Source organism: Brevibacterium salitolerans (genome assembly GCF_039531405.1).
GTDB classification, from domain to species: domain Bacteria; phylum Actinomycetota; class Actinomycetes; order Actinomycetales; family Brevibacteriaceae; genus Brevibacterium; species Brevibacterium salitolerans.
In genome coordinates this window covers 25188-45399 of the sequence record NZ_BAAAPZ010000005.1, presented here as the reverse complement: position 1 = coordinate 45399, position 20212 = coordinate 25188, and the positions used below count along the sequence as shown (strand labels likewise).

Here is a 20212-nt window from a genome sequence, read left to right as displayed (position 1 = left end):
AGGTGCCACCCCGTCCCCACGGCCTGGCTCGGCCCGGCGTGGCCCGGCACGTCCTCCGCCCAGCCCCCGCCCGGGCCTCAGGCGCCGGAGCCGGGGAGCTCCGCAGCCCTCAGGCTCCGGAGCGGGAGAGCCGCGCGAGGCCCGCACTGCCGGCCACCCGGCTGCGCACCACCGCCGTGATCGCGCCGATGACGCCCAGCACGCCCCACCCCAGCAGCCCGCCGAAGGCGGCACCCAGCCCCGGCGTGCCCGCCGCCAGCGCGGTCATGCCGTTCATCGCCGGGGTGAGCGGCAGGAGCGGCGCGAGCGCGTCGAACCAGGCCGGCGTGGCGCTGAACAGCCTGCCCGCCACGGCGGCCACCACCGCCGCGACGGAGAGGATCCGGCCGAATCCGCCCAGCCAGGCCGTGAGCGCGAAGTTCACGAGGGTGAAGACGAGCGCGGCGAACAGCAGCAGGCAGACCAGCGGCCCCAGTTCGAAGAGCGGGATGTCGAGGACCGCGACCGCGAGCACCGTGAGCACCACGGCCTGCACCGCACCCACGAGGAGCCCCGGCACCATGCCCCTGCCGAGGATCGCCCAGGAGGAGGTGCGGGAGGTCAGCGCTCTGGCCGGCACCGCGCGGAGCACGGTGTAGGTCACGAGCGCGCCGATCCACATCGCCATGATGACGAGCATCGCGATGGTGGAGTTCTGCGCCAGGCCGCTGAAGCCCTCACCGTCTCCCGCGACCGGTTCCGCGACCACCTCGGAGAGGTTGTCGCGCTCCTGCGCGCTGTAGCTCGGCACCTCGTCCGCGCCCTCGGCGATCCCGTCGGAGAACTCCTGCGTGCCGTCGGCCAGCTGACCGGTGCCCTCGGAGAGCTGGTCCACGCCCTGCGCCAGCTGGGAGACGCCGTCCGTGTACTGCCCCAGGCCGTCCTCGAACTCGCCCATGCCGCTGTCGAGCTCGCCCGCACCGTCGGCCAGCTGCGTGGCGCCGTCGGCCAGCGGGGTCATGCCCTCGGCCAGCTCACCGGCGCCGTCGGAGAGCTGCCCGGCACCGTCGGCCAGATCGGAGGCCCCTGATCCGGCGTCGCGGATGCCGTCGGCCAGCGGACCCATGCCATCGGCAAGCTGTCCCGTGCCGTCCGCGAGCTCACCGGTGCCGTCGGCCAGCCCGGAGGCTCCGTCGCGCAGCCCCTGCGAGGCCTCGAGCAGCTCCGGAGCCTGCTCCTCGAGCTCGGTGAAGCCGTCCGCGGCCTGCTGTGCTCCGTCGGCCACGCCCTCGGCACCGTCCGCCGTGCCCGCCGCGGCATCCTTGAGAGACATCCCGGTCGCCGGGTCCGCCTGGTCCAGCCCGGCAGCACCGGTGCCCAGACCGGTGGCCGCACCCGAGGCCGCGGAGGCGACCAGCAGCGGCTCCAGCTGCGCGCACAGCTGCCCGGAGTCGTCGGCGGCGCACACCTCGTCCAGCTGCGACTGCAGCGCACTCGCCTGCTCGGAGGTGAGGATCCCCTGCTGTGCGAGGCCGCTGAGCGAGGTGGAGCCGGGGTTCTGCGCCAGCTGCCCGGCACCGGCGGCGCCGTCTTCCAGCTGACCCTGGTACTCGCCGAGGCCGTCGGAGACTCCGCGGGCACCCGTCGCCACCTGATCCGCGCCGTCCGCGAGCTCGCCGAGGCCGCCGCCGTCGCCTGAGCCGTCACCTGCCAGGCCCTCGACGATTCCGTCGATGCCCTGCGTATAGGCGTCCACGCCCTCGGAGAGGTCCGAGGCGCCGTCGGAGACCTGCGAGGCCCCGTCCGCGAGCTCCTTCGTCTGGTCGGGCAGATCCTTGGCACCCGGCGAACCGTTCTCACCGTTGTACATGAGGTCGAGCCCGTCGGAGAGCTGGCCGGCACCGTCCGCGAGCCCGTCGGCACCGTCGGCCAGCTCCGAGGCTCCGTCGCCGGCCTGCCGCGCGCCGTCGGCCAGGCCGGAGGCGCCGTCGGCCAGATCGCCCACGCCGCTACGCATCTGGCCGAACCCGTCCGTGAGCTCGCTGCTGTTCGCGCTCAGCTCCTCGCCGCCCTCGGCCAGCTCGCCCACACCGCTGTCGAGCTCGCCGGCGCCGTCCGCGAGCTCGTCCGCCGCGTCGCCCATCTCGCGCATCTGCTTGCCCATGTCCGTGAAACCCACGAACACCTGGTCCAGGTAGTTCTGCGACCACATCGCGTTGAACTGCGAGGTCGCGGCAGAGGTGACGGCCTGCGCGATGGCGGAGTCGAGGAGCGGCGAGGAAGCGGAGCTCTTCACGTCCAGCGTGGCCTGACGGGCGCGCATGGGATCGTCGTCGCCGGAGGAGGTGACGGCCTCAGAGAAGCCCTCCGGGATCGTCACGACCGCGGCGTAGCGGCCGTCCGCCAGCCCCTCCTCGGCGTCCTCGGAGTCGGAGAGCTTCCAGGAGATGTTGTCCGCGGAGTCGCTGTCCACCAGACCGGCGGCGAGCTGGCGGCCCAGCGGCACCGTCTGCCCGTCGATCTCCGCGCCCTCGTCGGTGTTGACGATCGCGGCGTCCACCCGGTCCAGCCGGTCCCCCATCTTCCAGGTCGCGAAGACGAAGCCGGCGGCGATGAGCACCGGCACCAGGATGAGGCCCAGGACGGTGATCCAGGAGGCCCTGCGCGCCGTGTCCGCGCGTTCGAACGTCGCCATCAGTGCGCACCTCCGTGCTGAGAGAGCAGTTCTGCTTCAAGGTCCATCTGCGTGTACTGCGCGCCGGCCGGGATCATCCAGTCCGCGTCCGGGTCGACAAGCCCCAGCACCACCGCGCTGCCGCGCTCCAGTGCGGCGCGCACCAGCTGTGCGCACGCCTCGGCGGCCTCCCTGTCCTGGGGTCTGTCCGCGTGGTCGAGGATGAGCAGGTCCGGCGGGTTCGCCGCGGCGGCGCGCAGTGTGGCCGCATCGGCGATGAACTCCGGCTCCGGGGAGTCGAGGGTGAGGAAGGGGACCTCGCGGCGGATCTTGCGGCTCTCCTCCGGCACCACCATCCCGCCGATCTTCAGCCGCCCGGCATCCGGCGCGATCCGCCCGGAGAGCGTGAGCAGCAGCGCCGAGGAGCCGCGGCCGGTGGCTGTGAGCACCTCACCCGGCCGCACGGCCACGTCCACGTCGCGGTAGACGGAGGTGCCGTCCGCATGGTCGATCCGCAGCCCCTCGCCGTAGGCGGCGAAGTCTGCGTCCGGGTGCGGCCAGTCGCGCAGCTCCACCTGGTGCACGAGCCCCTCGCCCTCCACATCCACGTGCGGGAGGATCTTCTCCAGCCTGCGCGGCAGCTTCCACGACCAGTCGCCCAGCAGCGCGAGCACGGCGGGCACGAGCGTCATCCGCACGATGAACGCGTCCGTGAACACGCCCACCGCCAGGCCCAGGGCGATCGCCTTGATGATCGGCTCACCCGTGGGCACGAACGCGAAGAACACCGCGAACATGATGACCGCGGCGGCGGCCACGACGGAGGCCGAAGCGACGAAGCCCTTGACGATCGCGGTCCGCGCGTCCGCACCGTGCACGTACTCCTCGCGCATCGCGGTGACGAGGAAGACCTCGTAGTCCATCGCCAGGCCGAACAGGATTCCCATGAGGATGATGGGCAGGAAGCTGATGACCGGGCCGGTCTCCGTGAGTCCCAGCGGACCGGCGAGGAAGCCCTCGTGGAACACCAGTGCCACGGCGCCGAAGGCGGTGACGACGGAGAGGAGGAAGCCCACGGTCGCCTTGATCGGCACCACGATGGAGCGGAACACCACCATGAGCAGGACGAGGGAGAAGCCCACCACGAAGACGCCGAACGGCAGCAGCGCCCCGCCCAGCTGGGTGCTCACGTCGATGGCGAGCGCGGTGGCGCCGGTGACGGCCGTGGCGAAACCGTACTCGTCCATGAAGTGCGGCTCGAGGGCGCGCAGGCGCTCGACGGTGTCCTCCGTGGCCGGGTCGTCCGGCGCGGTGGTGGGGATGACCTGGACGATGCCGGTGTCCGCATTGCGGTTGGGGGTGGACAGCACCACCGTCTCCACGCCCTCGACGTCCTCGATCTCGTCCGCGAGCGCGTCCATGTCGCCCAGCGGGTCCGCGGAGGAGAGGATGTCCGCCTTCACCACGAGAGGGCCGTTGTAGCCGGGGCCGAACTCCTCTTCGATGAGGTCGTAGGCGACCTTCTGCGGGGTGCCCTCCTCCGCGCCGCCGCCGTTGGGCAGGGCGAGCGCGAGCTTGGAGGCCGGGAAGGCGAAGAGGCCCAGTCCCACGACGATGAGCACGATGGTGAGCACGGGGACCTTGATGGCCGCGCGCACCCAGCCCGCATAGAACCGCTGCATGCCGCGGTAGCGCGGGGCGGCGCCCTCGCCCGAGGCCGGCTGGGCCGGGCTGCCGGAGGCAGAAGCGGTGGCGGCAGGATCCGCATGGACGCCCGAGGCCGGTGCGCCCGTCGGGACGGGGGCACCGGCGCTCGCGGCGGCCTCGGGCGCGGGGTCCGTGCCTGCGGAACCGGCACGGACCTTGGGGCGCATGCGCTCGCCGGCGAAGCCCAGCAGCGCGGGCAGCATGGTGAGCGAGACCGCCACCGCGATCCCCACGGTGCCCGCGGCGGCGATGCCCATGACGGAGAGGAACGGGATCCCCGCCACGGCGAGACCGGTGAGCGCGACCATGACGGTGACGCCGGCGAACACCACGGCGGAGCCGGAGGTCGCGTTCGCGCGCGCGGCCGCCTCCTCCGCATCGCAGCCCTCCGCCATGAAGCGGCGGTGACGGGAGACGATGAACAGCGCGTAGTCGATGCCCACCGCCAGGCCCAGCATGAGCGCGAGCATGAGCGTCGTCGCGTTGACGGTGAAGAAAGCGGTGGAGAAGACCACCAGCAGGAGACCGATCCCCACCGCCGTGAGCGCCGTGACGAGCGGCATGCCGGCCGCGCGCAGGGAGCCGAGGGTGAGGAAGAGGACGACGAAGGCGATGATGACGCCCAGCGCCTCGACGAGGGAGACGTGGACGCCGGTGACCTGGTAGAGCTCGCCGCCGGGTGAGGCCTGCGACCCGGCGGGCAGATCCGCGGCGAGGGAGTCCACGGCGGCCGCGAGCTCGTCCTTCACCTCGTCCGCGGGGAGGTCCTCGAGCCCGGCGTCGTACTGCACGGAGATCTGCGCGGCGGTGGAGTCGTCGTTGACCGCGCCGTCGATCATGTCGTCGTAGGGCGAGGCCGCCGTCTCCACGTGGGGCAGGTCCGCGATCTCGTCGACGGCCTCCTCGATGCGTCCGGCGTAGGGATCCTGCGTGATGTCGTCGCCGTCGGCCGCCACGACGATCACCTGTGCGCTCGCGCCGGACATCTCCGGGAACGTGAGCTGCATGGCGTCCAGCGCGTCCTGCGCCTCCGCACCGGGCAGGGCGAAGTCGTCGTTGAAGTCCTCCGCGAAGGCGGCGACGAGCCCGGCCACCACCGCGAGGATCGCCAGCCAGACGGCGACGACCGTCTTGCGCTTCCTGAAGGCCTGCCGGCCGAGGTCGTAGAGGAAGGAGGACACGCGGAGCCCTTTCGCACGAGAGGTGGAGCGGGGCCGGCCGGAGCCCGGAGGCTGAGCGGCGCGGTCGTTCGGGTTCGATACAGGACTGTATCGGATACACTGCTGTATTCTTACGGTTCCGTCCTGCAGAAGCAAACCGAGACGGCGGCGCGCTCGTGCGAGGATCGGCAGGTGCGGGGCTCCCGGCCCCTGCGAGGACCGTCCGCCCGGGCCGGAGACGGAGCAGAAGAGGAGAACAGAGGACAGTGACCATCAGCGACCGGCGTCTGCGGACCAGGGCCGCCCTGCGCGACGCGGCGACCACGGTGTTCGCCCGTCAGGGCGTGGCCGGAGCCTCCATCGAGGAGATATGCGAGGAGGGCGGCTTCACGCGCGGTGCCTTCTACTCCAACTACTCGTCGAAGGACGAGCTGGTGCTCGACCTCATCGACCAGGTGCTCGCCGCGGTCGCCGCAGGGGCGAACGCGCTGCTGGCGGGCATGAGCGGGACGGACGCGGAGAGCGCCGGCGGGCTCGCGCCCGCGGCCGGGACCGCGTCTGCGGACGATGCCGGAGACGTGAGCACCACGGGTATGGGCACCGCCTGTGTGAAACCCGGACAGCCGATCACCCCGGAGGAGAAGCGGACGATCCTGTCCGACCTGCTGAGCCACTTCCGCCTGCCGTTCAGCGAATCCCGGACGGCGATCATCGCCGCGCGGGAGATCCGGCTGCACGCCCTGCGGAACCCGGCGCTGCAGGCGCGCATGGACGAGGTCCAGGAGGTGCACATGGGGCGGCTGCGGGCCGTCATCGAAGCACTGCTCTCCTCCCACGGCGCACGGCTCCTCATCAGCGCGGACGATCTCATCATGATCTGCGAGGGCTGCCACGACGTGGCCGCGGACGAGGCCGTGGCCGCCCATCCCGACGCGGAGCAGGTGACGGTGGACAGCAGCCGGCTGCTCATGGTCCTCATGGCGTTCGTCCGCTTCCCCTGCGAGGAGGACTGAGCCGGCGACGGGCCCTCGGCGCCTCGGCCGCTGTGAGGCCCGCCATGCCGTGCGAGGCAGAAGACATCTCAGGAAGATGACAGAACCCTCCCTGCTCTGATTAGGCTGTCCCCCATGACGCACGACCCCACAGCGCCCGCGGACGGCACTGCGCACGAGGAGGCCTTCGACCGCTTCCTCGCGACCATGCCCGAACGGCTGAGCAGCTTCGTCTCCGCCGGGCTGCCCGCATCCGTGACGGTGGGCGAGACGGAGCAGGAGTTCGTCAAGGACCTCTCCCCCGCCTCGCTGCCGTGGGTGGAGGCCTATGCGGTCTCGCGGCTCGCCTCCCCCGCGATGGCCTCGGCGCCGGCCAACCAGCGCCTGTCCGAGGACCTCATGCGGTACGTGGGCGAGACCTTCATCCGCACCCTCGGCGGTGCCTGGGTGCTCGATCCCGAGGACACGGAGCACGGCATGCCCGCCGTGGAGGTGCGCACCGCCGCGGGTGCTGACTCGGCCCTCGGCACGGAGACCGGGCCCGGAGCGAACGCGGACTCCCGGAAGGGCGCAGCGCCCGCAGAGGGTGCCCCGACCGTCACCGTCTCCCTCGTGGCCCTCCTCATGACGGCGCTCCGGCAGCGCACCGGGGAGGTCTTCGTCTCCGCCCTGGCGACCGCCGCGGGAGACCCCCCGGAGGAGGCTCTCGGTGCGGACGCGCCGCGCAGCGGTTCCGAAGGACGCTGCGGTTCCGAAGGACGCGGGGAGTGAGCATCGCACAGCAGGAGAAGCGGGAGGAGGACACCTGCTCGCTCGAGCGCGCAGAGGCCCTGGTGAACCCCGCGGATGCAGGACCCCGCGACGCCCGCCCCCTCTGGGCGATCCTGCTCCTGCTCTGCCTCGCGGTTCAGCTCACCGGCCTGTACTCGCCCAGTGACTCCGGTCCCGCACCGTTCCCGCATTCGGACAAGGTGTTCCACGCCGCGGCGTTCGCCGCGGTGACGGCCACGGCGCTGCTGGCCGGCATCCGCATGCGCTGGGTGCTCGCCCTCAACGCGGCACACGCGATCGCGAGCGAGCTGATCCAGGGGTTCTTCCTCGACGCCCGCACCGGCGATCCCCTCGACGTGCTCGCCGACCTCGTGGGGATCGGGCTGGGAGTGGCCGCCGTGGCAGTGCTCCGCCGCCTGCTGAGCCGCCTCTCGCGGAGCCGCGGGGCACGGTCCCGCTGAGCTCCGGGACCGCGGTCTCGCACAGGTGCCGGTACATGGCACCCGCTTCTCTCCCCAGACACCCGCTTCATCCGGCGAATATCCGGGTCCCTGGAATGAGAAGCGGGTGCCCTCGCGATGCGATGCGTGCCCATCCCTCCGCGACACGCGCACAGCGAACACCGCGCCGGGGCTCAGCCCCGCTGCCCCACCTCCGGCACCGCGAAGCCGACGTAGTGCATGTGCGCCGCCGTCTCCATGAGCGCGGCGTAGAGCTGGAAGCCCGTGAGCGATTCGAAGCCGCGCGCCCAGTGCATTCCCTGGCACAGCGAGTAGACGGAGTGGTCATCCGTCTCCTCCGCACGTGCGCGCAGCTCGGCCAGACGCTGGTCGTGGTGCGACCGGAGCTGATCGGCGCGGATCCGCAGACCCTCGAACCGGTAGCCGTGCGCGGGTGCCACGGCGGTGGTCTCCGGCAGGCGGCCCATGCGCTCGAGCGAGCCCAGGTAGTCGCCGAGGCTGTGGGAGATGGACGTGACGTCCAGCCCGATGTTCGGCGAGATGCTGGGCAGCACGTGGTCACCGGAGAAGAACACACCGAGCGCCTCGTCATGGAGTGCGATGTGGCCGAAGGTGTGGCCCGGCGTCCACATCACGCGCACGCTGCGGCCCGGGACCGGCAGCAGCTCGCCCTCGTCCACCGTGAGGATGTGCGCGGGCCAGGCGAAGCCGGCCATCGGGCTGTCCCCGCGCTGCGAGGACGGTGAGGTGAAGATGCCGGAGAACTCCGCGGCGCGCTCGGCCGGGATGCCCAGCAGCCGGCCGCCGTCGGCCACCACGTCGTTGGGCGCACCGCCCTGCGAGATGAGCTGGGAGACCGCCTCGATGTCGTGACGGTGCAGCGCCACCCACGCGTCCGGGTTCTCCGCGAGGATCGCGGGGACGAGGCCCAGATGGTCGCGGTGGTAGTGCGTCACGGTGATGCCGATGATGTCCCGGAGCGCGAACCCTGCCGTCGCCAGGCCGTCCGTGAACGCCTGCAGGCGCTCCTTCCCGTCCCAGCCCGGATCGATGATCGCCACACCGCTGTCCGCGGCGAGCGCATAGGAGTAGGTGTACCGGAGCGGGTTGTTCGGGATGGGGACTGGAATGGCCCAGGTGCCGTCCGCGATCTGCTCCGGCGGGGGCATCACCCGGTCCTTCCACGCCTGCGCCTGCACTGCGCTCAGCGCATGGATGTCGGACTGTGCGTCCCCGGGATGTGCGCTCATCGACTGCGTCCTCCTCATGGCAGAGCGGGCCTGCCCGTCTCCGTGCCGAATATATCTGTGCCGTGCTTCACCTTAACGGCCGTTCGCTCCGCCGCTGCCGCCGGGTCGCTCCCGCACGCTCGATACACTCGCTCCCATGTCCTCACCCCGCCTCCACGTGATCGCCCTGGGCGGCACCATCGCCTCGGTCCCCACCGCCTCCGCAGGCTCCGCAGGCGTCGTCCCCTCCGTGGGCGCCGAACAGATCGCGGCCGCCGCACAGCTCGACGACCTCCCCGCGGCGCCCGGCCTCCACGTCACCTTCGAGCAGCTCGCGCAAGTGGGCTCCGGCTCCATCACGCTGGCGCACCTGGAGGCCGTGGTCCGCTCCGCGCGCCGGGCGGCTGCGGAGGGCGCCTGCGGCGTCGTCCTCACCCAGGGCACGGACACGCTCGAGGACTCCGCCTTCGTCCTGGCCCTCCTCAACGACTCCGGCATCCCCGTTGCGGTCACCGGTGCCATGCGCAACCCCTCCCTGCCGGGCGCGGACGGCGGCGCCAACGTCCGGGCCGCCGCACTCGCCGCGCTCAGCCCTGAGATCCGTGCGCTGGCAGCGGAGAGGAGGCTCGCCTCCGTGCTGGTCTTCGCGGACGAGCTCCACGATCCGCTCACCGTCGTCAAGGCCCACACCACCTCCGTGGCGACCTTCACCTCCGGTCCGGGCCAGGGGCCGCTGGGGTGGGTGTCCGAGGACTGTGTGATCCTCCCGCACGTGCCGGCGGCCTCGCGCGCGGTGACGGGCTGGCAGGTGCCGGAGGAGCCGGACGGTGCCGAGGCCTCGGGCACCTCAGCTCACACCGAAGCCGCTGCGAGTGGAGCGGGCGACGCACCGCCGCAGGAAAGCGCGGCCCTGCCCCGCGTGGCTCTCGTCGAGGCCGGCCTGGACGACGACCTCGCGCTCCTCGACGCGCTCCCGCACGCGGGATACGCCGGGTGCGTACTGGCGGGTGTGGGCGGTGGTCACGTGCCGGCGGGGGCGGTCGAACGCGTGGGCGCCCTCGCCGCGCGGATCCCCGTGGTGCTGGCCTCCCGCACCGGTGCGGGAGCCGCGCTCCAGCGCACCTACGGGTACCCGGGTTCGGAGCTGGATCTGCTGAACCGCGGCCTGCTCACGGCGGGCACGCTCCACCCGCGCAAGGCACGCCTGGCGCTCGTGCTGGCACTGCGGTTCGGCACGGACTTCCCGGCGTGGCTGCGCTGAAGCAGCGCAGAACCGGGCAGACGGGCCAGGGGGCAGCCCGGCCCCTCCGGTCCTCTCAGTCCGCGACCTTGATGACGGTCTTGCCGAAGTTGCGGCCGGCGAGCATGTCGTTGAAGGCACCCACCACGTCGTCGAAGCCGTCGATGACGTCCTCCTGGTACCTCACCTGGCCGGAGCGGACCCACTCGGTCATGTCCCGGAGGAAGTCCGCGTGCATCGTCTGCACGAACTCCGTCTGGATGAAGCCGCGCAGCGTGAGGGACTTGGTGAGCACGGCCCGCATGAGGCGCTCCATGGAACCGGCCGGTGAGAGCGCGCCGGTGCCGTTGTAGCCGGCGACGAGTCCGCAGACGGGAACGCGCGCATAGGTGTTGAGGCGCGGCAGGACCGCGTCCCACACGTGACCTCCCACGTTCTCGAAGTAGACGTCGACGCCGTCCGGGGCAGCCGCCTTGAGCCGGCCGCGCAGATCCTCCTCACGGTGGTCGAGAGCCGCGTCGAAGCCCAGCTCCTCGAGCAGCCGGACCTTCTCCGGGCCTCCCGCGATGCCCACGGCGCGAGCGCCGCGGATCTTCGCGATCTGCCCCACGGCGGAGCCCACGGGCCCGGTCGCCGCCGCGACGGCCACGGTCTCACCCGGCTTGGGATCGCCGATCGCCAGCAGCCCCGCGTACGCCGTGAAGCCGGGCATCCCCAGGACGCCCAGCGCCGTGGTGACGGGAACCGCGTCCGGGTCGAGCACCCGCAGGGTGGAGGCGTCCTCCACGGAGTACTCGGACCACCCGCCGTAGCCCAGGACCACGTCGCCGGCCTGCACGGCCTCGGAGCGGGACTCCACGACCTCGGAGACGGTGGCACCCACCATCACCTGGCCGATCTCCACGGGCTTGGCGTAGGACTTCGCATCGTCCATGCGACCGCGCATGTACGGATCCAGCGAGAGGTAGAGGGTGCGGAGCAGGGCCTGGCCTTCCCCCGGCTCCGGCACCGGGGCCTCGGCGATCTCGAAGTCCTCCTGCGTGGGTGCGCCCTGCGGACGGGAGGCCAGCCGGTAGCTGCGGTAGGTCGAGGTCATCATCGTTCCTCTCGGAGGGTGCGGGTGCCACCCCTCACACTACCCGGCACGACTACCCTGGCTGCATGACATCTCACTCGCCGGGCCCCGGAGCCGCTGCCGCATCGGGACGACCACGCGTGCTGGTCACCGGGTTCGAACCCTTCGGCGGCGACCCCGGCAATCCCTCGGAGCATGCGGTCCGTGCGCTCGGCACGCAGCTGGACGATCTCGCGGACCTCACGGCGGAGATCCTCCCCGTCGAGTACGCGCGCGCCCAGGCCCGCCTGCGTGAGCTCATGGCGGAGACCTCACCTGCCGTGATCGTGTGCGTGGGGCTGGCCGGCGGGCGCGCGGAGATCACCCCGGAGCGCATCGCCGTCAACCTCGCGGAGGCGCGCATCCCGGACAACGCCGGGGCCCAGCCGATCGACGAACCGCTCGTGGCAGGTGCTCCGCCCGCACGGTTCTCCACGCTCCCGGTGGCCGCCATGGCCGAGGCCGTGCGAGCGGCCGGCGTGCCCGCAGCGGTCTCCTACTCGGCAGGCACCTTCGTCTGCAACGCCGTGATGTTCGCGGCGCTGGACGCGGCAGCGGCGATCGGCGCCTCCGGTTCCCCGGCGCCGATCGCCGGCTTCGTCCATGTCCCGCGTGCAGCGGAAGACGGTGGCAGCCCCGCCGGCGGTGCGGCGGAGGAGCACGCCCTGCCGCAGCACCTCATCGACGCCGGTGTCCTCGCGGCGGTGCGCGCCGCCGTGGACCACGCGGGGCGGTCCCCGATGGCCGGAGCCGCCCGCGGTGCCGTGGGCGCGGAGGACTGACCCAGACGCCTGCGCAGCGCATCAGGTCTGGGCGTGTGCCTCATCCTCGGCGGCATCGGCACGGGGTCCGCTCCCCGCGTCCGGCGCCTCCTCGGAATCGCCTTCCCGGTCCGCTCCCGGACCGCGGCCGTGGTCCTCGCGAGCACCCGGACCGCCGTCCCGGCTCTCGTCCCCCGGGCCGGGGCCGCGCTACCGGTCCCCGTCGTCCCACGGGCCGCCGGGCTGCTCGTCCCAGCCCGAGTCGTCCCACTCCTCGTCCCAGCCCGAACCGTCCGCGTCGTATTCGCCGTCGGTGTACTCCACCGCGATCTCACCGCTGGAGGTGCTCACCGTGAGCGGGAGGATCCCCTCGCCCGGCTGGCGCTGGGCGATCTCCACCCGGCTGCGGCCCACCTGGGTCTGCGCGGACACGGAGTATCCGGTGATGTCCGGATCGGCGATCTCCTGTTCCAGGGGCACCTCCACCGTGACCGCACCGCTCTTGGCCGCGACCTCCACGCCGTCCACCGGCACGCCGGCGGGGTCGAGCTCGAGGTCGATCCACCCGCTGCGGGTCTGCGCCTTCAGCAGCGAGTTCACACGTACGTCGTTCACGGAGATCGCACCGGTGCGGGTGGAGACCTGGAGGACGTCCATCGATCCGCCCCAGACGTCGACGGCTCCCGTGCCCGCGGACAGATCCGCCGTGCCGGTGATGACGTCCGCGGTCACCGCGCCCGTCTCCGTCTTCGCCGTCACGGACGTGTACTCGCCGGAGACGTCCACCATGCCGGTGCTGGTCGCGACGTCGAGGTCGAGGCCCTCGGCATACGCTCCCGGCAGGGTCACGGTGATCTCCGCGTAGCCCTGGAGCCAGGTGGTGGGGCCGTCCGGCGTGGGAACGTCGACCACCGTCCGGTCCCCGTCCTCCGTGACCACCGGTGCCGGGATGTCCCGCTTCCGCCCCTCGTAGCGGCTCTCCACCCGGGGCACCTCCGCCTCGTCGTCCACCTGGACGTAGACGGCGGCGTCGGAGGCCTCCACCCGCAGGGAGGCGGCCTCCGCGGGGAGGTCCGCGGAATGCTCGATCGTGGTCTGGTTGAGCTGGAAGTACGCGCCCGCGCCGATCGCCGCAGTCGGCACGGCCAGTGCGAGCACCGCCACCACGGCGATGAGCGTCCTGGCCGCGATGCGGCCGCCGCGCGTCACCGCGACCGGTTCGGCAGGACCGCCGGAGGCCGAGGTGGGGCCCTTGGGCGGGCGGGGCGGCAGCGGGGGCGCGCCCCCACCGGCGGGGGCGCCGTAGGCCGGAGCCCCATGGGCCTGGACGCCGTACGCCTGCGGGCTGCCCGGATGTGCGGCCGCGCCCGACGCGGAGGGCACGCCCTGCTGAGCGTGTGCTCCCGAGGGCGCGGACGCGCTGGGCTGTGCAGACGCACCGGGCGGCACGTCGGTGCCGTACTCGTCCCGGGACGGCACGGCCTCGGGTGAGGTCCAGCCCCGGCCCTCGTCCTGGGGCCGGTCGCCGTCGTGGTTCTGCGGAGGGATGTTCTGCTGCGGATCCTGCGGATCGTTCATGATCGGGTCCTTGTGGTCGAGGTGCGTGCGGCCGGATGCGATGCGACTCCCATGTCTGCCTCACACCCCCAGGAAGCGGAGGACGGCGAGCACGCGGCGGTTCTCGCTGGTGTCCGCGGACAGGCCGAACTTGGTGAAGACGGAGCTGATGTGCTTCTCCACCGCGCCGGCGGAGAGGTACATCGCCTGGGCGATCGCGGAGTTCGACTTGCCGGAGGCCATGTGCTCGAGCACCTCCCGTTCACGCTCGGTGAGATCGGCCAGGCCGCCCTGGCTGCGGGATCGCACGAGGATCTGCGAGACGACCTCCGGGTCCAGCACGGTCCCGCCGCCGGCCACCTCCTCGAGCGCTCCGAGGAAGTCCTCGACATCCGCCACGCGGTCCTTGAGGAGATAGCCAAAGCTGCCCGCGCCGGAGGCGATGAGGTCGCTCGCGTAGCGCTCCTCCACGTACTGGCTGAGCACCAGCACCGCCACGTCCGGGTTCTGCTCGCGGATGAGGGTCGCGGCGCGGATCCCCTCGTCCGTGAACGAAGGAGGCATGCGCACGTCCACGACCGCGAGGTCCGGGGCGAGCGCGGCGACCGCGCTGAGGAGGCCGCTCGCATCCGCGGCCGCCGCGACGACCTCGTGTCCGGCGTCCGTGACGAGGAGGGAGATGCCCTCACGGAGGAGGACGTTGTCTTCTGCGATCACGATGCGCATGGCACCTCCACGACTATCGTTGTCGGACCGCCCACCGGGCTGGTCACGGACAGGGTTCCCTTGGCTGCGGCGACGCGGTCGGCCAGGCCCTTGAGACCGGTCGACGTGCCGTCACGGACGATCCTCGCACCACCCGCGCCGTCGTCGGAGACGGCCACCTGGAGCAGGGGCGCCTCAGCGGTGCCCACCCCGGCGATGGTCACGCGGGCTTGGCCCGCCCGGGCGTGCTTGGCGATGTTGGTGAGCGATTCCGCGACGACGAAGTACGCGACGGACTCCGCCTCCGCGCTCACGCCCTCGGGCACCCGCACGTCGAGCGCCACCGGCACGGAGGAGCGGGCGGCGAGCGCGCTGATCGCGGCGTCGAGCCCACGGTCCTCCAGCACTGCCGGGTGGATGCCGCGTGCCAGCTGGCGGAGCTCCGTGATGGCGGCCTTGGAGTCCTCGTGCGCCTGACCCACCAGGCGCTTGGCACCCTCCGGGTCCGAATCGAGCTTGGACTTGGCCATGCCGAGCTTCATGCTCAGCGCCACGAGCATGGGCTGGACCCCGTCGTGCAGATCGCGTTCGATCCGCAGCCGTTCCGTCGTCGCCGCGTCCACCGCGCCGGTGCGCGCCGTCTCGAGCTGGCCCACCTCGCGGCTGAGCGTCTCCCGCTGCTCCTCGAGCTCCTCGGTCTTGGCCGGCGGCAGCAGTGCGCGGTCGAGCATGCGGTCCAGCCACGGGGAGAAGGCCAGCAGCGCGAACCCCACCAGCATCACGAGGATGCCCAGGGCGCCCACCCAGAAGCGCACGGAGAACGGGACGTCGCCGTCGAAACCGCCCAGCAGCGCGTCCGGCAGGTCGCCGAACCCCAGCGTGAGCCGGGAGCCCGCACTGCCGGGGTTGATCGCCACGGTGAGCGCTCCCGCGCCGGTGCCCACGGTCAGCGTCACGAGGACGCCGATGACGACTCCGTAGAGCGACTTCACATAGTGGTGGGCGACAGAACGCCAGTACGCCCCCGAGGAGAGGATCAGCCACTGCTGGTGCAACCAGCCGCCGAATCCGCTGCGCAGGGTGCGCCGGTACCGCGGGACGAGGATGCGCTCCCCGTAGACCGCCTCCGCGCGCAGACGCTCGACGTGGTTGACGCCGCGCTGCAGGAAGAACCAGACGAGCAGCGCGAAGAGCCCGCTGCCCAGCGCGAAGAGCCCGCCCAGGCCCACGAAGAAGAGGACCGTGGGGATCCACAGGAAGAACGTGCCGATCACGGCGGAGAGGGTGACGTTGAGAACGCCCATGAGCCAGGGCATCCGGGCCTTCGTGTAGCGGGCGGGGGCCGGTCCCCAGGCGCCGGGGTCCCAGCCGCCGGAGCTGCCGCCTGCGCTTCCGCCCGCCTCCGCCGGCGGCTGATCCGCCGGGGCGGGCTGGACGGGCTCCCCTGTCCGCTCCTCCGTCAGCGGCTGATGCGCCGCAGCGGGGAGCTGCGCCTCGTCCTGAGGAGGCTGCGGCTGCACGCGCGTGGGTGCCTCGCCCTCCGGCATGATGCGGGTAGGGGCGTCTCCGGCCGGCATCACGCGGGTCGGTGCCTCGCCCGCCGGGGGCACCTGCCCGTCCGGGAGCGGTCTGGTCGAGTCGTCTTCGTTCATGCCTCCACTCTCCCGCCTCCGGCAGGAGCGCGGCTACAGGGCGAACTGCCGTCCGAGGTGGGGAAAACCCTCCTCCTGCACCTGGGGGTTCTCCGCGAGCGGCCTCCGCGCTTTCTGCCTACCATGGTGAGAGCCGGACCGCCGGCGGTCGCGGCCGGCACCACGGATGACGACCGGCACAGCAGCGAGGAGTCGAGACGCATGTCCCCAGCCGCCCCGCCTGCGCGGTCGCCGCGTGGCAGCAGGAACAGGACGACCGCGCTGGTGCTCGTCTCCGCCGTGCTCGGGCTCATGTACTCGTTCTTCTACCACGCCGCAGCCATCAACGCCTGGCTGCCGGGCACACAGGTGGCGGACCCGGAGCTGTTCTGGGTCACCCTCGTCTCGGACGCGGTGCTGGGCATCCTCGCGCTCTGCCTCGTCCCCGCCGCGATCCGCCACGACGACGAGGAGCTGGAGGAGGACACCTACATCGGCCCTCCGTCCGCGCTCGTCGCGGGTCTCGTGGTCATCACCGTGTGGCAGGTCGCCCCGCTGGCGATCGCCGCCGGAGCCGTCGTCATCATCTCGATCTCCTCGCGCATCTCCGCCTCGTGGACGATACCCGCGGTGTGCGCCTCCCTCTTCTCCGCGCTCATCGCGGAGCTCGCGTTCTTCCACTCCTCCGTGGGGATCGACTGGGTCGTGGTGAGCGCGGTCGCCGCGGCCACCGTCATCCTTGTGCTGTTCGGCACCGTCCGTGGGTACCACCTCCGCAGCCTGTTCCGCGAGCGGGAGGCGGCGGAGCAGACGCCCAGCGCGGATCCCGGCCCGCAAGCGGAGCCGCCGCAGGCCTCGGCGGACTCCTCCCGCTGATCCGCGGCCTCGGGCCCGGGCTCTCGCAGCGGCGCACCCAGGCCCGAGGCAGCCTCACACCTCAGCCGGCTCCTCGCCTCGATCCGCCGCCTCGACCCTCTCCTTCCGCACGCGCTCGCGCTCCGCGGAGACCGTCTGATCACCGGCGTTCCAGAAGCGGGTGACCACGGCGAGCACGGCGCAGCCCGCCAGGCACGCGCTGCTCACCGGGAGGGACGGTGCGAACAGGCCCAGGGCGAGCACCGCCATCGCCGTCCGCACCGGGAGGGTGAGAGCTCGGCCCACACCGGTCATCCATCCCTCGAAGGCGCACGCGAGGAAGAAGACGCCCGCGGCGGAGAACACCACGGCGAGGACGATGTCCGTGCCGGCTCCCTGGCCCAGCAGCGCCGGGTTGAAGACGAAGGCGAACGGCACGATGTACTTGACCGCACCCAGCCTCGTCGCCGTCCACGCCGTCGCCATGGGCGGGGTCTTCGCGATGTTCGCCGCGGCGAAGGCCGCGAGCCCCACCGGCGGGGTGATGTAGGAGACGGTCGCCCAGTAGATGACGAAGAGGTGGGCGGCGATCGGATTCACCCCGAGCTGCGTGAGCGCAGGAGCCATGACGATGGCGAGGAACACGTACACGGCGGACACCGTCATGCCCATCCCCAGGATGAAGCAGGTGACCGCACCGGCGAGGAGGATGAGGACGAGGTTCTCCCCCACCGCCGCGACGAGCTCCCGCGCGAGCGAGAGCGAGACCCCCGTCATGGACAGGCCGCCCACGATCAGTCCCACACCGGCGATGATGCCGATGATCTCCGCGATGGTCCTGCCCGCGGAGACGAGGAAGTCGAACAGCGCGGCGGGCACCTGACGCGCCTTCCCCTCCCCCGTCAGCCGGACGACGAGGACCACGAGCAGGAACGCGACGATCCAGTACGGTGCCTGCGACTCCCGCTGCTGCACGACGAGCAGCGCCACGAGGCCGATGAGCGCGGCCAGATAGGGCCAGCCCCGCAGCAGGATGCCGCCGACCGCGGCCGGCCCCGGTCCGCGCTGCCCCATGAGCCCGGACTTCGCCGAGTAGGCGTCCACCTGGACGAAGATGCCCAGGAAGTACAGAATCGCGGGGATGGCGGCGGCGAGCGCGATCTCGCTGTAGGGCACGCCGATGAACGAGACCATGATGAAGGCCGCGCTGCCCATGATGGGCGGGGTGATGGTGCCGCCCGTCGAGGCCGTCGCCTCGATGCCGGCCGCATAGCGTCCGGGGAAGCCCGCGCGCTTCATGGCCGGGATGGTCATGGGGCCGGTGGTGAGCACATTGGACACCGCGGACCCGGACATCATCCCCATGAAGGCGGAGGAGAACACCGAGACCTTCGCCGAACCTCCCCGATAGCGGCCGAACAATGCCTGTGCGAGGTCATAGAAGAAGGTCGCGCCGCCGGTGTGCTGCAGTGCGACGCCGAAGAGCAGGAAGCCGATGAGGATGGTGCCCGCCGTCTGCAGCGGCAGGCCGAGGACGGAGTCCGCGCCCATGATGTGCCCCTGGGCCGCGCCGCTGAGATCCGTCGAGATGCCGCGGAGGAAGCCCAGAGGCATCTGTCCGGCGGCGAGCGGGTAGAGGGAGAACGCGAGGGCGATGAGGGTGACGATGAGGCCCGCCGTGCGGCGCAGCGCTTCCAGCACCAGGAGCCAGAGGAGGTAGGACAGCAGCACCGCGGTCTGCGGTGCTGCGTAGTCCCAGCCCTGGTTCACGATGGTCTCGCCGTTCGCCCCGAAGTACGTGCAGACGCCGGCCGCGAGCAGTGCGAGGATCACGTCGTAGAACGGCACGGGCCGGTTCCGCACGGACTTCAGGAGGGGGAAGGCGAGGAAGCAGATGGGGAGGAAGCACGCGAGGACCAGGTACAGGTAGGAGCTGCGCAGCAGCGTGAAGCCGCCCGGGTTCCAGAAGAACACCTGGTTCATCGCGAGGAGGACGCCCGTGACGGTGAGCACCGCGACGACCGCCTTCCACAGTGGAGTCAGTCGGGTTTCCATATGAGTCCAATCGGTTCGGGGGACGGTGCCGCCGCTTCGTCCCGAGGCGGCGGCACCGCACGGCCGGTCTGCGTCATCGCAGCCGGTCAGGCGAGGTTCTCGTCCTTCCACGCCGTCCAGGACTCGTGGTCCGGCTCAGCGCCCTCCTCGGACTCCCGGTACTCGTCCCATGCGGTGCGCAGCTGCTCCTGACGGTCGATGAGCTCCTGATTCCGGGTCTCCGCCTGCTCGGTCCACATGTCCTGCTCCTCGAGGAACTGCACGAAGCCGTCGTGGAACGGGACCTGGGTGGGGACGCTCTGGATCTCGTCGAGCCCCCAGCCCGAGGTCGTGGGCGTCGCGTCCTCGTAGCTGACGAAGTTCCCGTGGAGAGCGGTGGCGAGGTCGTGCACGGCCTCGGCGGAGGTCTCCGCGTAGGTGATCACCGGGACGGTGTACATGAGGGCGGTGGTCTCCTCGCCCTCCTCCTGTGCGGGGCCGCCGGAGAAGGAGCCCACGAAGGTGGAGGGGGCGACCTCCAGCATGCGCTCGACGGCGGCCTCGTCGTCAGGGTCGAGCTCCAGCCACTGCACGTCGTGCTGGCTCTCCAGCTCGTAGAGCGAGGAGCCGTAGACCTGCTGGTAGACGACGTCCACCTGGCCGTTCTTCACGCCCTCCGCCTGGTCGCCGTAGCTGATGTCGACGGCCTCCACGTCGTCCCAGGTGAGACCGCCGTACTCGAGCAGCGCGGTCATCTTGTTCTGCACCGAGGGGTTCGCGGTGGCCCAGGGGACCTTCTTGCCCCGCAGGTCGGAGAAGGTGTCGATGCCGGAGCCGCTCAGCGACATGACGCTGTGCGGAGCGGTGGGTGTCCAGGTCATCCTGATGTCCTGCGGGCCCCACTCCGGCACCGCGAAGTCGTACTCCGCCTCGAAGGCGTAGATGTACTCGTCGCCGCCGCGGGAGAAGAGCGCCTGCCCGTCCCGCATGGGGGCGATCCGCCCGATCCCGGTGTCGGAGGGCACCACGCGGATGCTCATCCCCTCCTCGGCGGTGAGGGCCTCCGAGACGGCAGAGGTGTCCGCATAGGTCGAGGTGCCCGTGCCGTAGGTCGCGATCGCGAAGGTGTCGGGGAGTGGCCCCTCGGAGACGGTCTCCGGTTCCGCGCCGTCGCTGCCGCAGGCGGAGAGGACCAGTGCGAGTGCCGCGGCGGAAGCGGCTGCGGGAAGTTTCCTCATTGAAGCTCCTTGTGCATCTGTCGGCGTCGGTGATCTCGCCGATAGCCGGTGAGCCGCTTATATGCGGCACGTCAACTATGCACAGAAGAGGGCTGAATCACAAA

15 protein-coding genes are annotated in these 20212 nt (G+C 71.7%); 6 read left to right on the top strand and 9 right to left on the bottom strand.

Annotated features, from left to right (window positions below; genetic code table 11):
- Positions 1-109: 109 nt before the first annotated feature.
- Positions 110-2674: a YhgE/Pip family protein gene (locus ABD240_RS07785; RefSeq protein WP_344336748.1), complete on the bottom strand. Its 2565-nt coding sequence runs from the start codon at positions 2672-2674 to the stop codon at positions 110-112.
- Positions 2674-5541, bottom strand: a complete 2868-nt coding sequence (locus ABD240_RS07780) for an MMPL family transporter (protein WP_344336746.1) — start codon at positions 5539-5541, stop codon at positions 2674-2676. Before ABD240_RS07780 ends, ABD240_RS07785 begins: the two co-directional genes overlap by 1 nt.
- 245 nt (positions 5542-5786) lie before the next feature.
- Here ABD240_RS07780 and ABD240_RS07775 point away from each other — a divergent pair, with 245 nt between their 5' ends.
- The 3 genes from ABD240_RS07775 to ABD240_RS07765 all read left to right on the top strand — a co-directional run bounded on the left by ABD240_RS07775 (position 5787) and on the right by ABD240_RS07765 (position 7744).
- Positions 5787-6533, top strand: a complete 747-nt coding sequence (locus tag ABD240_RS07775) for a TetR family transcriptional regulator (RefSeq protein ID WP_344336745.1) — start codon at positions 5787-5789, stop codon at positions 6531-6533.
- A 114-nt stretch (positions 6534-6647) separates the two neighbouring features.
- Entirely contained in the window at positions 6648-7283 is a 636-nt protein-coding gene (locus ABD240_RS07770; protein WP_291791496.1) for a hypothetical protein, read from the top strand.
- Positions 7280-7744, top strand: coding sequence for a VanZ family protein (locus ABD240_RS07765; protein WP_291791493.1), 465 nt, complete (start codon positions 7280-7282; stop codon positions 7742-7744). Before ABD240_RS07770 ends, ABD240_RS07765 begins: the two co-directional genes overlap by 4 nt.
- A 173-nt stretch (positions 7745-7917) precedes the next feature.
- Here the strand turns inward: ABD240_RS07765 and ABD240_RS07760 are convergent, their stop codons facing one another.
- Positions 7918-8994 (bottom strand): MBL fold metallo-hydrolase, encoded by a 1077-nt coding sequence (locus ABD240_RS07760; protein WP_344336743.1) that lies wholly within the window; start codon positions 8992-8994, stop codon positions 7918-7920.
- Positions 8995-9130: 136 nt separating this feature from the next.
- On the opposite strand from ABD240_RS07760, the gene ABD240_RS07755 reads away from it, so the two are divergent.
- Complete coding sequence (locus ABD240_RS07755) at positions 9131-10234, top strand: asparaginase domain-containing protein (RefSeq protein WP_344336741.1); 1104 nt, start codon at positions 9131-9133, stop codon at positions 10232-10234.
- A 55-nt stretch (positions 10235-10289) separates the two neighbouring features.
- On the opposite strand, the gene ABD240_RS07750 is transcribed toward ABD240_RS07755, so the two are convergent.
- Positions 10290-11309 (bottom strand): NADP-dependent oxidoreductase, encoded by a 1020-nt coding sequence (locus ABD240_RS07750; RefSeq protein ID WP_291791485.1) that lies wholly within the window; start codon positions 11307-11309, stop codon positions 10290-10292.
- A gap of 65 nt (positions 11310-11374) precedes the next feature.
- On the opposite strand from ABD240_RS07750, the gene ABD240_RS07745 reads away from it, so the two are divergent.
- Positions 11375-12109, top strand: a complete 735-nt coding sequence (locus ABD240_RS07745) for a pyroglutamyl-peptidase I (RefSeq protein ID WP_344336738.1) — start codon at positions 11375-11377, stop codon at positions 12107-12109.
- 189 nt (positions 12110-12298) lie between these two features.
- Here the strand turns inward: ABD240_RS07745 and ABD240_RS07740 are convergent, their stop codons facing one another.
- From ABD240_RS07740 to ABD240_RS07730, 3 genes are read right to left on the bottom strand one after another with little or no spacing between them, the layout of a single operon-like run.
- On the bottom strand, positions 12299-13666 hold the full coding sequence (locus ABD240_RS07740; protein WP_344336736.1) for a DUF4097 family beta strand repeat-containing protein: 1368 nt from the start codon (positions 13664-13666) through the stop codon (positions 12299-12301).
- Between the two features lie 60 nt (positions 13667-13726).
- Entirely contained in the window at positions 13727-14371 is a 645-nt protein-coding gene (locus tag ABD240_RS07735; protein WP_291797707.1) for a response regulator transcription factor, read from the bottom strand.
- Positions 14359-16002, bottom strand: coding sequence for a sensor histidine kinase (locus tag ABD240_RS07730; protein WP_344336733.1), 1644 nt, complete (start codon positions 16000-16002; stop codon positions 14359-14361). The genes ABD240_RS07735 and ABD240_RS07730 overlap by 13 nt, the downstream gene beginning before the upstream one ends.
- Positions 16003-16203: 201 nt before the next feature.
- On the opposite strand from ABD240_RS07730, the gene ABD240_RS07725 reads away from it, so the two are divergent.
- Complete coding sequence (locus ABD240_RS07725) at positions 16204-16857, top strand: hypothetical protein (RefSeq protein WP_344336731.1); 654 nt, start codon at positions 16204-16206, stop codon at positions 16855-16857.
- Between the two features lie 54 nt (positions 16858-16911).
- On the opposite strand, the gene ABD240_RS07720 is transcribed toward ABD240_RS07725, so the two are convergent.
- Positions 16912-18891: a TRAP transporter permease gene (locus ABD240_RS07720; protein WP_344336730.1), complete on the bottom strand. Its 1980-nt coding sequence runs from the start codon at positions 18889-18891 to the stop codon at positions 16912-16914.
- An 86-nt stretch (positions 18892-18977) separates the two neighbouring features.
- Positions 18978-20108, bottom strand: a complete 1131-nt coding sequence (locus ABD240_RS07715; protein WP_344336728.1) for a TAXI family TRAP transporter solute-binding subunit — start codon at positions 20106-20108, stop codon at positions 18978-18980.
- Between the last annotated feature and the right edge of the window lie 104 nt (positions 20109-20212).